Source organism: Variovorax sp. AC103 (assembly GCF_979254005.1).
Genome location: NZ_CEEDFC010000028.1, coordinates 54,836 through 67,787 on the forward strand (window position 1 = coordinate 54,836; position 12,952 = coordinate 67,787).

The 12,952-nt window shown below is 61.8% G+C and carries 21 protein-coding genes and 1 tRNA gene; 3 read left to right on the forward strand and 19 right to left on the reverse strand.

Annotation, left to right across the window (positions count from 1 at the left end):
- Together AC0IYU_RS30575 and AC0IYU_RS30580 are read left to right on the forward strand one after the other, a co-directional pair.
- The gene (locus tag AC0IYU_RS30575; protein WP_472125038.1) at positions 1-1,623 is read left to right on the forward strand and encodes an AMP-binding protein; all 1,623 of its coding nucleotides are present in this window, start codon (positions 1-3) and stop codon (positions 1,621-1,623) included.
- Entirely contained in the window at positions 1,620-2,018 is a 399-nt protein-coding gene (locus tag AC0IYU_RS30580) for a RidA family protein (protein ID WP_472125041.1), read from the forward strand. The genes AC0IYU_RS30575 and AC0IYU_RS30580 overlap by 4 nt, the downstream gene beginning before the upstream one ends.
- Positions 2,019-2,046: 28 nt before the next feature.
- On the opposite strand, the gene AC0IYU_RS30585 is transcribed toward AC0IYU_RS30580, so the two are convergent.
- A complete protein-coding gene (locus tag AC0IYU_RS30585) occupies positions 2,047-3,024 on the reverse strand; it encodes a GlxA family transcriptional regulator (protein ID WP_472125118.1) in 978 nt (325 codons plus the stop codon).
- A 107-nt stretch (positions 3,025-3,131) separates the two neighbouring features.
- On the opposite strand from AC0IYU_RS30585, the gene AC0IYU_RS30590 reads away from it, so the two are divergent.
- On the forward strand, positions 3,132-3,782 hold the full coding sequence (locus AC0IYU_RS30590; RefSeq protein ID WP_472125043.1) for an HD domain-containing protein: 651 nt from the start codon (positions 3,132-3,134) through the stop codon (positions 3,780-3,782).
- Positions 3,783-3,894: 112 nt separating this feature from the next.
- On the opposite strand, the gene AC0IYU_RS30595 is transcribed toward AC0IYU_RS30590, so the two are convergent.
- From AC0IYU_RS30595 to rplN, 18 genes are all read right to left on the reverse strand, one after another.
- A tRNA-Met gene (locus AC0IYU_RS30595) sits at positions 3,895-3,971 on the reverse strand.
- Positions 3,972-3,989: 18 nt separating this feature from the next.
- Positions 3,990-4,388, reverse strand: coding sequence for a 50S ribosomal protein L17 (gene rplQ / locus AC0IYU_RS30600; protein ID WP_116910279.1), 399 nt, complete (start codon positions 4,386-4,388; stop codon positions 3,990-3,992).
- Between the two features lie 93 nt (positions 4,389-4,481).
- Positions 4,482-5,471, reverse strand: a complete 990-nt coding sequence (locus AC0IYU_RS30605; protein WP_093059385.1) for a DNA-directed RNA polymerase subunit alpha — start codon at positions 5,469-5,471, stop codon at positions 4,482-4,484.
- A gap of 142 nt (positions 5,472-5,613) precedes the next feature.
- Positions 5,614-6,237 carry a 30S ribosomal protein S4 gene (gene rpsD, locus AC0IYU_RS30610; RefSeq protein WP_009124826.1) on the reverse strand — a complete coding sequence of 208 codons (624 nt, stop codon included), beginning with the start codon at positions 6,235-6,237 and terminating at the stop codon, positions 5,614-5,616.
- A gap of 130 nt (positions 6,238-6,367) precedes the next feature.
- Positions 6,368-6,772 (reverse strand): 30S ribosomal protein S11, encoded by a 405-nt coding sequence (gene rpsK / locus AC0IYU_RS30615; protein WP_009124825.1) that lies wholly within the window; start codon positions 6,770-6,772, stop codon positions 6,368-6,370.
- A 12-nt stretch (positions 6,773-6,784) separates the two neighbouring features.
- Positions 6,785-7,150 carry a 30S ribosomal protein S13 gene (gene rpsM / locus AC0IYU_RS30620; RefSeq protein ID WP_093243005.1) on the reverse strand — a complete coding sequence of 122 codons (366 nt, stop codon included), beginning with the start codon at positions 7,148-7,150 and terminating at the stop codon, positions 6,785-6,787.
- Positions 7,151-7,173: 23 nt separating this feature from the next.
- Positions 7,174-7,287 (reverse strand): 50S ribosomal protein L36, encoded by a 114-nt coding sequence (rpmJ, locus tag AC0IYU_RS30625; RefSeq protein WP_013544106.1) that lies wholly within the window; start codon positions 7,285-7,287, stop codon positions 7,174-7,176.
- Positions 7,288-7,353: 66 nt separating this feature from the next.
- Complete coding sequence (gene secY, locus AC0IYU_RS30630; protein WP_435437510.1) at positions 7,354-8,667, reverse strand: preprotein translocase subunit SecY; 1,314 nt, start codon at positions 8,665-8,667, stop codon at positions 7,354-7,356.
- 27 nt (positions 8,668-8,694) lie between these two features.
- Positions 8,695-9,126, reverse strand: a complete 432-nt coding sequence (gene rplO, locus AC0IYU_RS30635; RefSeq protein ID WP_101491466.1) for a 50S ribosomal protein L15 — start codon at positions 9,124-9,126, stop codon at positions 8,695-8,697.
- 11 nt (positions 9,127-9,137) lie between these two features.
- Positions 9,138-9,323 carry a 50S ribosomal protein L30 gene (gene rpmD / locus AC0IYU_RS30640; RefSeq protein ID WP_009124818.1) on the reverse strand — a complete coding sequence of 62 codons (186 nt, stop codon included), beginning with the start codon at positions 9,321-9,323 and terminating at the stop codon, positions 9,138-9,140.
- A gap of 25 nt (positions 9,324-9,348) precedes the next feature.
- Complete coding sequence (gene rpsE / locus AC0IYU_RS30645) at positions 9,349-9,867, reverse strand: 30S ribosomal protein S5 (RefSeq protein WP_013544109.1); 519 nt, start codon at positions 9,865-9,867, stop codon at positions 9,349-9,351.
- 18 nt (positions 9,868-9,885) lie between these two features.
- Positions 9,886-10,251: a 50S ribosomal protein L18 gene (rplR, locus tag AC0IYU_RS30650; protein ID WP_042672913.1), complete on the reverse strand. Its 366-nt coding sequence runs from the start codon at positions 10,249-10,251 to the stop codon at positions 9,886-9,888.
- A gap of 14 nt (positions 10,252-10,265) precedes the next feature.
- On the reverse strand, positions 10,266-10,799 hold the full coding sequence (gene rplF, locus AC0IYU_RS30655; RefSeq protein WP_435437508.1) for a 50S ribosomal protein L6: 534 nt from the start codon (positions 10,797-10,799) through the stop codon (positions 10,266-10,268).
- Positions 10,800-10,823: 24 nt separating this feature from the next.
- Positions 10,824-11,219, reverse strand: a complete 396-nt coding sequence (gene rpsH, locus AC0IYU_RS30660; protein WP_056516708.1) for a 30S ribosomal protein S8 — start codon at positions 11,217-11,219, stop codon at positions 10,824-10,826.
- A 20-nt stretch (positions 11,220-11,239) separates the two neighbouring features.
- Positions 11,240-11,545, reverse strand: coding sequence for a 30S ribosomal protein S14 (rpsN, locus tag AC0IYU_RS30665; protein ID WP_093436359.1), 306 nt, complete (start codon positions 11,543-11,545; stop codon positions 11,240-11,242).
- Positions 11,546-11,553: 8 nt separating this feature from the next.
- A complete protein-coding gene (gene rplE, locus AC0IYU_RS30670; protein WP_013544114.1) occupies positions 11,554-12,093 on the reverse strand; it encodes a 50S ribosomal protein L5 in 540 nt (179 codons plus the stop codon).
- 11 nt (positions 12,094-12,104) lie between these two features.
- On the reverse strand, positions 12,105-12,437 hold the full coding sequence (rplX, locus tag AC0IYU_RS30675; protein ID WP_435437507.1) for a 50S ribosomal protein L24: 333 nt from the start codon (positions 12,435-12,437) through the stop codon (positions 12,105-12,107).
- 12 nt (positions 12,438-12,449) lie between these two features.
- On the reverse strand, positions 12,450-12,818 hold the full coding sequence (rplN, locus tag AC0IYU_RS30680) for a 50S ribosomal protein L14 (protein ID WP_009124801.1): 369 nt from the start codon (positions 12,816-12,818) through the stop codon (positions 12,450-12,452).
- Positions 12,819-12,952 lie beyond the last annotated feature (134 nt).

Here is a 12,952-nt window from a genome sequence, read left to right on the forward strand (position 1 = left end):
GTGTCTGCCCAAGTCGACCGCTTCGTTCACGACCGCCTGCCGCCTGCCGAGCAGCTGCCCGCCTTTCGCTATGAGCTGCCCGAGCTGCAGTTGCCCGACCAGCTCAACCTGGTCGAGGAGCTGCTCGACAAGGCCGCCGCGAAAGGCTTCGGCGACAAGCCGATGCTGCGTTCGCCCGCGGGCACGCTGACGTACGCGCAAGCGGCCGTCGAGGTCAACCGCATCGCACAGGTGCTGACGGAAGACCTCGGGCTGGTGCCGGGCAACCGCGTGCTGCTGCGCGGCGGCAATTCGGTGGCAATGGCGCTGTCGTGGCTGGCAGTGGTGAAGGCGGGCCTCATTGCCGTGGCCACGATGCCTTTGCTGCGTGCGAAGGAACTGGGCGAGATCATCGACAAGGCACGGCCCGTGGCCGCGTTGTGCGACGGGCGCCTGCTCGACGAACTCCTGATCGCCCAGCGCGAGTACCCGGTGCTTGCAACGGTGCTCGCATTCAACAAGCCCGATGCACCCGACTCCCTCTCTGCACACGCAGCAACGAAGAGCGGCGTGTTCAAGGCCTGCCCCACGGCATCGGACGACATCGCGCTGCTCGCGTTCACCTCGGGCACCACCGGCAAGCCGAAGGCGCCCGTCACCACGCACCGCGACGTGCTCGCGATGTGCGAGACATGGCCGCGCCATGTGTTGCACGCGCACAGCGACGACATCGTGATCGGCTCGCCGCCGCTGGCCTTCACCTTCGGGCTCGGCGGGCTGCTGGTATTTCCGATGTGGGCTGGTGCCTCGGTCTACTTCGCCGATGCGCCGTTCACGCCCGAAGGGCTCGTGAAGCTCATCAACGAGGTCGGTGCGACCATCTGCTACACCGCGCCCACGTTCTATCGCCAGATGGCGCCGTTCGTGAAGCAGCACGGCCTGCCCACGCTGCGCATCAGCGTGAGCGCCGGCGAGGCGCTGCCCGACGCGACGCGCCAGCTGTGGAAGGAAGTCTCGGGCATCGAGATGCTCGACGGCATTGGCGGCACCGAGGTGTTCCACATCTACATCTCGGCCGCCGGCGACGACGTGCGCCGCGGCGCGGTCGGCAAGGCGGTACCCGGCTTCATCGCGAAGGTGGTGGACAACGCGGGCAACGAAGTGCCGCGCGGCACCGTCGGCAAGCTCGCGCTGCAAGGCCCCGTGGGCTGCCGATACCTCGAAGACCCGCGCCAGACCGACTACGTGAAGAACGGCTGGAACTACCCCGGCGACTCCTTCGTGCAGGACGACGACGGCTATTTCTTCTACCAGGCGCGCGCCGACGACATGATCATCACGGCCGGCTACAACGTCGGCGGCCCGGAGGTCGAAGACGCGCTGCTCAAGCACCCGGCCGTGGCCGAGTGCGGCGTGATCGGCAAGCCCGACGCCGATCGCGGCATGATCGTGAAGGCGTTCTGCGTACTCAAGCCCGGCCAGGAGGGCGATGCCGCCCTGGTGAAAGCGCTCCAGGACCACGTGAAGGCGACCATCGCGCCGTTCAAATACCCGCGCGAGATCGAGTTCGTGACGGTGCTTCCGCGCACCGAGACCGGCAAGCTCCAGCGATTCAAACTGAGACAACTCAACACCACACCATGATCAACAAACTCCTGCAGCCTGAAGGCTGGTTGCCTCCCAAGGGCTATGCGAACGGTATTGCCGCGCGCGGCACGATGCTGTTCGTCGGCGGCCAGATCGGCTGGAATGGGCAGCAGCAGTTCGAGTCGGACGACTTCATCGAGCAGTGCGGGCTCGCACTGCGCAACATCGTCGAGGTGCTGCGCGCGGGCGGAGCGGGCCCCGAGCACATGGTGCGCATGACCTGGTACGTGACGGACCGCGACGAATACAGCCGCCGGCTCTCCGAGCTCGGCCCCGTCTATCGCGATGCGATGGGCCGCAACTTCCCGGCCATGACCTGCGTGCAGGTGGCGGCGCTGGTCGAGCACCGCGCGAAGGTCGAGATCGAGGTGACGGCGGTCGTTCCGGACTGATGCCGTTCCCGCGCACCGCCGTCGTGTCTCACACGATGGCGTGCGCGAAACGCTTGCGGTACTCCGCGGGCGTGATGCCGACCTGACGCCGAAACGCACGGCGCAGCGTGTCGGCATCGGCAAAGCCGCACAGCGACGCCACCTGCTTGGGTGCGGCGTCCCCCACCTCCAGCAGGCGGCGCGCGGCAGCCACGCGAATCTCTTCCACCCATGCCGCGGGCGTGACCCCCACTTCCTGCCTGAACAGCCGCGCGAAATGGCGCTCGCTGAGGCCCATGCGCGCAGCGAGATTCGCGACGCCATGGCCCATGGCGGGGTTCGCCGCAATCCAGCGCTGAACCTCCTGCAAGGCCGAACGCCCCGTGGGTGCGGCTTCGCCCTTGCGGCTGAACTGCATCTGGCCACCGGGGCGCTTGAAGAACATCACGAGTTGAGCGGCGACCTTCATCGCGATTTCGCGGCCCAGGTCTTCTTCCACCAGAGCGAGCGCCAGGTCGAGGCCCGCGGTCACGCCGGCGGCGGTGCGTACGCGGCCGTCGCGAACGTGGATGGCGTCTGCATCGACGGTGACCGAAGGGAAATCCAGTGCGAGTTGATCGGCCACCGCCCAATGCGTGGTCACACGACGGCCGTTCAGCAAGCCGGCCTGCGCCAGCACGAAGGCACCACTGCAGACGGAGCCGAAGCGGCGCACCTTGGGTGTGCGCTGGCGCAGCCATGCGGTCACGTCGAGGTCGAACAGGGTGGTTGCCGCATGCGGCGTGCCGGCGACGAGCAGCGTGTGGATGGGCTCGTTCATCTCGTCGCCTATCACCGCGTCGGGCATCAGCCGCACGCTTGACGAGCTGCGAATGGCGCCGCGCCGGCTCGCGACGACCCGCATGCGATAGGCCTCCGCACGGGCTTGTACGTTGGCTTCGGCGAATACATCGAGCGGGCCCGACACGTCCAGCAGCTGGACGCCGGGCATGGCGAGGATCGCGATGGTCTTGGCGCTGCGTGCGATGTCGGTGTCTCCTTCAGTCGTGCAATGGCTGGATTCGTCGCCTCATGGCGGTTCAGGACACTCTATCCGAACCCTAGAGTCATGCTTACACGCACAGGAGAATCCACATGGCTTTGACGACGACAGACATCGAAGGGGTGCGCATCCCCGACAGCAAGCTCGCACACGAGATCACCGAACTGGTCCGGGACACGGCGCCGCCGCTGCTGTTCCACCACTCGAGCCGGGTCTACTACTTCGGCGCATTGGCCGGCAAACGCCGCGGGCTCACGTTCGATCCGGAACTGCTGTACGCGGGCGCGATGTTCCACGACATGGGCCTGCTGAAAAAGCACAGCAGCGCGCAGGAGCGCTTCGAGGTCGACGGCGCGAACGTGGCGCGGGACTTTCTGCGGGGACACGGGATCTCGCAACAGGACATCGACCTGGTGTGGACGTCGATCGCGCTGCACACGACGCCCGGGATTCCACAGCACATGCATCCGGTGGTGGCGCTGGTCACGGCCGGTGTCGAAATGGACGTGCTGGGGCTGGCCTACAAGGAGTTCAGCGAGGCCGAGCGCACACGGGTCGTGCATGCGCATCCCCGAACCGAAAACTTCAAGGAAGACATCATCCAGGCCTTCTACGAAGGCATCCGGCACAAGCCGCAGAGTACGTTCGGCAACGTCAAGGCCGACGTGATCGCGGACAAGGAACCGCACTTTCACCGGGGCAACTTCTGCAGCGTGATCCGATGCTCGGCCTGGCACGGCTGAGGTTCATCTTCAGAAACTCTGGAAACAAAAAAGCCCTCATTGCGAGGGCTTTTTCAATTCATTTACCTGACCAAGAAAAAAGGCCCTTTGAAATTCAAAGGGCCTTTTAAATTGGTTGCGCGAGCAAGATTTGAACTTGCGACCTTTGGGTTATGAGCCCAACGAGCTACCAGGCTGCTCCATCGCGCGGCAAGTATAAATTATAGCTTATTCAGCAGCGTTTTGCTCAGCTGCGTCGTCTTTAATTTCAGCACGGTCGACCAGTTCGACGAGCGCCATCGGAGCGTTGTCGCCCACGCGGAAGCCCATCTTCAGGATGCGGGTGTAGCCGCCCGGGCGCGCGGCGAAACGCGGGCCGAGTTCGCCGAAGAGCTTGACGACGCTGTCGCGGCTGCGCAGGCGGTCGAAGGCCAGGCGCTTGTTGGCCAGCGTGGGCTTCTTGGCGAGCGTGATCATCGGTTCGATGACACGGCGCAGTTCCTTGGCCTTGGGGACCGTGGTCTTGATGACTTCGTGCTCGATGAGCGAATTCATCATGTTCTGCAGCATCGCAAGGCGGTGCGAGCTGGTGCGGTTGAGTTTGCGGAGTCCGTGACCGTGACGCATGGTGCTTTTCCTTTACTTTATAAAAACAGGCAGCCGTATCAGGTACTGCCCGGTGCACTGGCCCTTTTCCGGGCCAACCTTCAAAAATTTAAATCAACGCTTGTCGAGGCCGGCCGGTGGCCAGCTTTCGAGCTTCATGCCCAAGGTCAGGCCGCGCGAAGCGAGGACTTCCTTGATTTCGTTGAGCGACTTGCGACCCAGGTTAGGGGTCTTGAGCAACTCGTTCTCGGTGCGCTGGATCAGGTCACCGATGTAGTAGATGTTTTCGGCCTTCAGGCAGTTGGCCGAGCGCACCGTCAGTTCGAGTTCGTCGACAGGGCGCAGCAGGATCGGATCGAATTGCTGTGCGCTGCGCGGTGCGGGTGCATCGAATGCAGCGAGTTCGCCGCCTTCGAGCTGCGCAAACACGGCGAGCTGCTCGACCAAAATTTTAGCCGATGCGCGCACGGCGTCTTCGGCGGTGATCGCACCATTGGTTTCGATCTCGACCAGCAGCTTGTCCAGGTCGGTACGCTGTTCGACACGGGCGCTTTCGACCGTGTAGCTCACGCGCTTCACGGGCGAGAACGACGCGTCCAGAACGATGCGGCCAATCGACTTGGTCGGCTCGTCGGCGTAGCGGCGCATCGTGCCGGGCACGTAGCCGCGACCCTTTTCGACCTTGATCTGCATGTCGAGCTTGCCGCCTTGCGACAGGTGCGCGATCACGTGGTCAGGATTGATGATCTCGACGTCGTGCGGGGTCTGGATGTCCGAGGCCAGGACAGGGCCTTCGCCGTCCTTGCGCAGGCTCAGCGTGACTTCGTCGCGGTTGTGGAGCTTGAACACCACGCCCTTGAGGTTCAGAAGGATGTTGACGACATCTTCCTGCACACCGTCGATCGACGAGTACTCATGCAGAACGCCAGCGATCGTGACTTCGGTGGCAGAGTAGCCCACCATCGACGACAGCAGAACGCGACGCAGCGCGTTGCCGAGCGTGTGGCCGTAGCCGCGCTCGAAAGGTTCGAGCGTGACCTTGGCCTTGTTCGGCGCAAGTTGCTCGACCTGAATGGTCTTGGGTTTCAGCAGGGTGGTTTGCATGCAGACTTCCTCTCAATACCCCCGGCTCGTTACACCGGTAAGGCTGGTGAAGCACCTGACCCGCAGCAGAGTGCGGGGCAGGAACGTGAACAACAATAACAATCTCCCGCATGCGCCGAAGGGCGGATGCGGGAAGAAAAAATCAACGCGAATAGAGTTCGACGATCAGCGATTCGTTGATGTCGGCTGCGAATTCGTCGCGATCGGGCACCTTCTTGAACGTGCCTTCGGCCTTGTCGGCGTTCACATCGACCCATGCCGGAATACCGACTTGCTGGGCGAGCTGGAGCGCTTCGACGATGCGGTTCTGCTTCTTCGACTTGTCGCGCACGGCGATTACGTCACCGGTCTTGACCAGGTACGACGGGATGTTGACCGACTGACCGTTCACCGTGATCGCCTTGTGCGACACGAGTTGACGCGCTTCAGCGCGGGTCGAGCCGAAGCCCATGCGGTAGACGACGTTGTCCAGGCGCGATTCGAGGATGAACAGCAGGTTGGCACCGGTGTTGCCACGGCGACGATCGGCTTCTTCGAAGTAGCGGCGGAACTGCTTTTCGAGCACGCCGTACATGCGCTTGACCTTCTGCTTTTCACGCAGTTGGAGGCCGTAGTCGGAAGTGCGCTGACCCGAGGTGCGACCGTGCTGGCCGGGCTTGGAGTCGAACTTGGCCTTGTCCTGGATCGAGCGGCGGGCGCTCTTCAGGAACAGGTCGGTGCCTTCACGGCGGGAAAGTTTGGCCTTGGGGCCGAGGTAACGTGCCACGATTTTTCCTTTGTGTATCTGCCGCAGTTGCCTGCGGGAGCCACCTGCGAGACGCGGGTGGCGGTGGGCTTAGATAAAAAACAAATGCGCAGCCGCTATTCAAAGCCGGCTGCGCCTTGCAGACTGACGCTCAGATGCGGCGACGCTTCTGGGGGCGGCAGCCGTTGTGCGGAACGGGCGTCACGTCGGCAATGGAATTGATCCGGATGCCGAGCGCAGCCAGTGCGCGCACCGACGATTCGCGACCGGGGCCGGGGCCCTTGATCTCGACGTCGAGGTTCTTGATACCTTGTTCAACAGCAGCACGGCCGGCAACTTCGGAAGCCACCTGCGCAGCGAACGGCGTCGACTTGCGCGAGCCCTTGAAGCCCTGGCCACCCGACGAAGCCCACGACAGGGCGTTGCCCTGGCGATCGGTGATCGTGATGATGGTGTTGTTGAACGAGGCATGCACGTGGGCGATGCCGTCCGCAACGTTCTTGCGAACCTTCTTGCGAACGCGCTGTGCGGCGTTGTTTGCAGGTGCTTTAGCCATGCTGGTCTATCCTTATTTCTTCAGGGACTGCGCAGCCTTGCGCGGACCCTTGCGGGTGCGGGCATTGGTGCGCGTGCGCTGGCCGCGCATCGGCAGGCCGCGACGGTGACGGAAGCCGCGATAGCAACCGATGTCCATCAAACGCTTGATGTTCATCGTCGTTTCGCGACGCAGATCGCCTTCGATGGTGAAGAGAGCGATCTGATCACGGATCTTCTCGAGATCGCCGTCGGTCAGATCCTTGATCTTCTTCGAATATTCGATGCCGCTCGCTTCGCAGATTTGACGGGCGCGGGTGCGACCGATACCGAAAATGGCGGTCAGGCCGATTTCAGCGTGCTTGTGCGGCGGGATGTTGATGCCAGCAATACGTGCCATGTGCGTCCTCTAATACTCTTCAATCAACCCTGGCGCTGCTTGTGGCGCGGGTCGGTGCAAATCACACGCACCACACCTTTACGGCGGATGACCTTGCAATTACGGCAGATGGTTTTGACCGAAGCCGAAACTCTCATTTCATTCTCCTAAAACTGTTTAACGTGGCGGTCTACCGCCCGGACTCAATACTGAAAAACACAGCCCTACGATGTCTTGAAGTTAGCCTTCTTCAGCAGCGATTCGTACTGCTGGGACATCATGTAGTTTTGCACCTGGGCCATGAAGTCCATCGTGACGACCACGATGATCAGCAGGGAGGTACCACCGAAGTAGAACGGCACGTTGTACTTCAGGATCAGGAACTCTGGCAGCAGGCAGACGAAGGTGATGTACACCGCGCCGGCCAACGTCAGGCGAACCAGAATCTTGTCGATATAGCGAGCGGTCTGGTCACCCGGGCGAATGCCAGGAATGAATGCACCACTCTTCTTCAGGTTGTCGGCCGTTTCCTTGCTGTTGAACACGAGAGCCGTGTAGAAAAAGCAGAAGAAAACGATCGCAGCGGCATACAGCAGCACATAGATCGGCTCACCCGGACGCAGCGCGCCAGCGATGTCCTTGATCCAGCGGAAACCACCTTCACCCGTGCTGAACCAGCCAACCACCGTTGCGGGCAGCAGGATGATCGACGAAGCGAAGATCGGCGGAATCACGCCAGCCATGTTCAGCTTCAGCGGCAGGTGCGAAGACTGGCCACCATAGACCTTGTTGCCCACCTGTCGCCGCGCATAGTTCACCAGAATCTTGCGCTGGCCGCGTTCCACGAACACCACGAAGTAAGTGACCAGCACCACGACCGCGATGATGAAGAGCGCAATGATGGGGTTCATCGCACCGGTCGTCACCAGGGACGCCAGGCCGCCGATGGCGTTGGGCAGGCCAGCTGCGATACCTGCAAAGATCAGGATCGAGATGCCGTTGCCCAGGCCGCGTTCGGTGATCTGCTCGCCGAGCCACATCAGGAACATCGAACCGGCCGTCAGGCTCACCATGGCGGTCAGGCGGAAGCCGAAGCCGGGTGCGATGACCAGGCCGGCCGACGACTCGAGCGCCACCGAGATGCTGAACGACTGGAACAGCGCCAGACCCAGCGCGCCGTAGCGCGTGTACTGAGTGATCTTGCGGCGGCCAGCCTCGCCTTCCTTCTTCAATTGCTCGAAGGTAGGAATCACGTAGGTCATCAACTGCATGATGATCGACGCCGAGATGTACGGCATGATCCCCAACGCGAACACGGTGAAACGCGACAGCGCCCCGCCCGAGAACATGTTGAACAGGCTCAGAATGCCGCCCTGCTGGCCCTGGAACAACGCTGCCAGCTGGTCCGGGTTGATACCCGGCACAGGAATGTGAGCGCCGACCCGGTAGACCACGAGCGCGAGCAGCAAAAACACGAGCCGACGACGAAGGTCGCCGAACTTGCCTGTTTTTGCGATCGTTGCCGCGTTAGTTGCCACGAAGAACTTCTTTCAGTCCGAGGGTGATCAGGCGAAGCTGCCGCCGGCTGCTTCGATAGCAGCCTTGGCGCCAGCCGTTGCACCCACGCCCGTCAGCTTGACGGCCTTGGTGAGTTCACCGGTCTTGATGATCTTGACGACCTTGGCGAGCTGGCCCACCAGGCCGGCTTGCTTCAGCGCCAGGACGTCCACTTCGGCCAGGCCGAGCTGCTCGAGCGCAGTCAGCGTGACTTCGGCGTTGAACTTCAGCAGGTGCGACTTGAAGCCACGCTTGGGCAGGCGACGCTGCAGAGGCATTTGACCGCCTTCGAAGCCCACCTTGTGGAAACCGCCTGCGCGCGACTTCTGGCCCTTGTGACCGCGACCTGCGGTCTTGCCGATGCCAGAGCCGATACCACGGCCAACGCGACGCTTGGCGTGCTTGGCGCCGGCTGCCGGCTTGATGCCATTGAGTTCCATATCAGTCTCTCTTACAGAACTTTGACCAGATAACTGATCTTGTTGATCATGCCGCGCACCGCCGGGGTGTCTTGCAGCTCGCTCACGCTGTTGAGCTTGCGCAGGCCGAGGCCACGCACGGTCGCGCGATGCGATTCCTTGGTGCCAATCGGGCTCTTGACCAATTGCACCTTGAGGGTTTGTTGTTGCGTCGTCATTTGAATGCTTCTTTCAGGCTTGCGCTCAAGCGAAGATTTCTTCGACGGTCAGGCCACGCTTGGCAGCCACCGCGGACGCGGTCGTCGAGTTCTTCAACCCGTCGAGCGTGGCGCGAACCATGTTGTAGGGATTCGACGAACCATGGCTCTTGGCCACGATGTCGGTGATGCCCATGACTTCGAACACGGCGCGCATCGGGCCGCCGGCGATGATGCCGGTACCCTTCGGGGCGGGGATCATGACGACCGAAGCGGCGCCGTGATGACCCGTCACGCGGTGATGCAGCGTGCCGTTCTTGATCGAGATCTTGGCCAGGTTGCGACGGGCTTCTTCCATTGCCTTCTGCACGGCAGCAGGCACTTCCTTCGACTTGCCCTTGCCCATGCCGACGCGACCTTCGCCGTCACCCACCACGGTGAGTGCCGCGAAACCGAGGATACGACCACCCTTCACCACCTTGGTGACGCGGTTGATCGCGATCATCTTCTCGCGCAAACCGTCTTCAGGGCCTTCGTTCTGCGTTCTTGCTTGAATCTTTGCCATTTTGAATCTCGTGTCCGGTTAGAACTGCAGACCGGCTTCGCGGGCGGCCTCGGCCAGCGCCTTGACGCGGCCGTGGTATGCGAAACCAGCGCGGTCGAAAGCGACCTTCTCGACGCCTGCAGCCTTCGCCTTTTCAGCGATGCGCTTGCCGACTGCGGTGGCTGCGGCGGCATTGCCGCCCTTGCCCGAACCGCCGAGCGAGGTACGCACTTCGGCTTCTGCCGTCGATGCGGTTGCAATCACCTTGGTGCCGTCGTCGGAGATGACGGTGGCGTAGATGTGCAGGTTGGTGCGGTTCACCGTGAGACGGGCCACGCCCTGCGTCGCGATGCGAATGCGGGTCTGGCGCGAGCGGCGAAGACGCTGTGCTTTTTTGGTCAACATCATTTTGCTGCCCCTTACTTCTTCTTGGTCTCTTTGATCACGATCTTCTCGTCCGAATAACGGATGCCCTTGCCCTTGTAAGGCTCAGGCGGACGAACAGCGCGGATCTCAGCGGCGATTTGACCAACGCGCTGACGGTCAGCACCCTTGATCACGATTTCGGTCGGGGTCGCAGTGGCCACCGTGATGCCTTGCGGCATTTCGATGTTGACCGGGTGCGAATAACCGACTTGCAGGTTCAACTTGTTGTTGGAGGCTGCAGCCTTGTAGCCGACGCCGACCAGGTTGAGCTTCTTCTCGAAGCCCTTGGTCACGCCAACCACCATGTTGTTCACCAGCTGACGGATCGTGCCGCTCATCGCGTTCGCTTCACGCGATTCGTTGGCGGGCTCGAAGCTCAGCTTGCCGTCATTGCTGACGACCTTGACCAGTGCATTGCGATGCAGGACGAGCGAACCGCCCGTGCCCTTCACGCTGATCTGGTCTTCCTTGATCGACACATCCACGCCTGCGGGGATGGTGATCGGCATTTTTCCTACTCGGGACATTTCAGTAACTCCTCGATGTCTCGGTTAGGCGACGTAGCACAGAACTTCGCCGCCGACACCGGTGGCGCGAGCCTTGCGGTCGGTCATCACGCCCTGGGGGGTCGTGACGATCGCAACGCCAAGGCCGTTCTGGACTTGCGGAATGGCTGCACTGGCCTTGTAGACGCGCAGGCCGGGGCGGCTCACGCGTTCGATACGTTCGATGACCGGACGGCCAGCGTAGTACTTCAGCGTGATGACGAGTTCGGACTTGCCTGCATCGGTCTTCACTTCGAAGCCGTCGATGTAGCCTTCGTCCTTCAGGACTTGTGCAATCGCAGCCTTCACCTTGGAAGACGGGATCGACACAGTGGGCTTCGCCACCATCTGCGCGTTACGGATACGCGTCAGCAGGTCGGCAATGGGATCACTCATGCTCATGTTGTTTGCTCCTGCCTGGCTTACCAGCTGGCCTTGGTGACACCGGGGATGTCGCCAGCGAAAGCCAGTTCACGGATCTTGGCGCGAGCCAGACCGAATTGACGGAAGGTACCGCGCGGGCGACCGGTGATCGCGCAACGGTTGCGTTGGCGGGTCGGGTTCGCATTGCGCGGGAGCTTTTGCAGGCCCAGACGGGCAGCTGCGCGCTCTTCGTCGCTCTTCTTCAGGTCGTTGGAAGCCGCCTTCAGTTCAGCGTGCTTCGCAGCGAACTTGGCAACCAGCTTGTCGCGCTTGAGTTCGCGCTGGATCAAAGATTGTTTAGCCACAGTTCGCCTCAGTTCTTGAACGGGAAACGGAAACCAGCCAGAAGCGCCTTGGCTTCTTCGTCGGTCTTGGCCGTCGTCGTGATGCTGATGTTGAGACCGCGCAAGGCATCGACCTTGTCGTACTCGATCTCGGGGAAAATGATCTGTTCCTTGACGCCGATGTTGTAGTTGCCACGGCCGTCGAACGCACGGCCGGAGATGCCGCGGAAGTCGCGAACACGCGGCAGCGCGATGGTCACGAAACGGTCCAGGAACTCATACATCTGCACGCCACGCAGCGTGACCATGCAGCCGATGGGCTGGTTTTCGCGGATCTTGAAACCGGCGATAGCCTTCTTCGACTTGGTGACCACGGGCTTCTGGCCGGCGATCTTGGTCAGGTCGGCGACAGCGTTGTCGAGAACCTTCTTGTCGGCGACTGCTTCACCCACGCCCATGTTGAGCGTGATCTTGGTGAGGCGCGGGACCTGCATCGGCGACTTGTAGCCGAACTTTTCAGTCAGGTCTTTCGCGATCTTTTCGCGATAGTGTTGTTGGAGACGTGCCATGTGAGTACCTCTTAGGCGAACTTGATTTCGTCGCCGCTGGACTTGAAGACGCGAACAGCCACGCGCTTGCCGTCAGCACCCTGGGTGACCTTGATGCCCACGCGATCGGCCTTGCCGGTCGCGGCATTGAAGATCGCCACGTTGGATTGGTGAATGGGCATGGACTTCTCGACGATGCCACCGGTCGTACCCTTGAGCGGGTTCGGCTTGGTGTGCTTCTTGACGAGGTTCAGGCCGTCGATGACGATGTGCGAATCGTCCTTGCGGAGCGAAACGGTACCGCGCTTACCCTTGTCACGACCGGCCAACACGATGACCTGGTCGCCTTTGCGAATCTTGTTCATGGCGTTGTGTCCTTAGAGAACTTCGGGTGCCAGCGACACGATCTTCATGAACTTCTCGGTGCGCAGTTCGCGCGTGACCGGTCCGAAGATGCGGGTGCCGATAGGCTCCAGCTTGGCGTTGAGCAACACTGCAGCGTTGCCGTCGAACTTGACGAGCGAGCCGTCAGCGCGACGGATGCCCTTGGCGGTGCGGACCACCACTGCGCTGTAGATCTCGCCTTTCTTGACGCGACCACGCGGAGCGGCTTCCTTGATGCTCACCTTGATGACGTCGCCCACGCTGGCATAACGCCGCTTGGAGCCACCGAGCACCTTGATACACAGGACGGATTTCGCGCCCGTGTTGTCGGCCACTTCGAGCCGGGATTCAGTTTGGATCATTTCTTGATATTCCCAACTTGTACCGATGAGCCTCCAGGAGGGAGACACCGCGGTCAGTCTTGGTCCCGTCGTCCACGCCCCGAACCACTCGGGGCGCTTCCGCTTTGGGCTGAAAGCTTCGCCTTTTAGAAGCG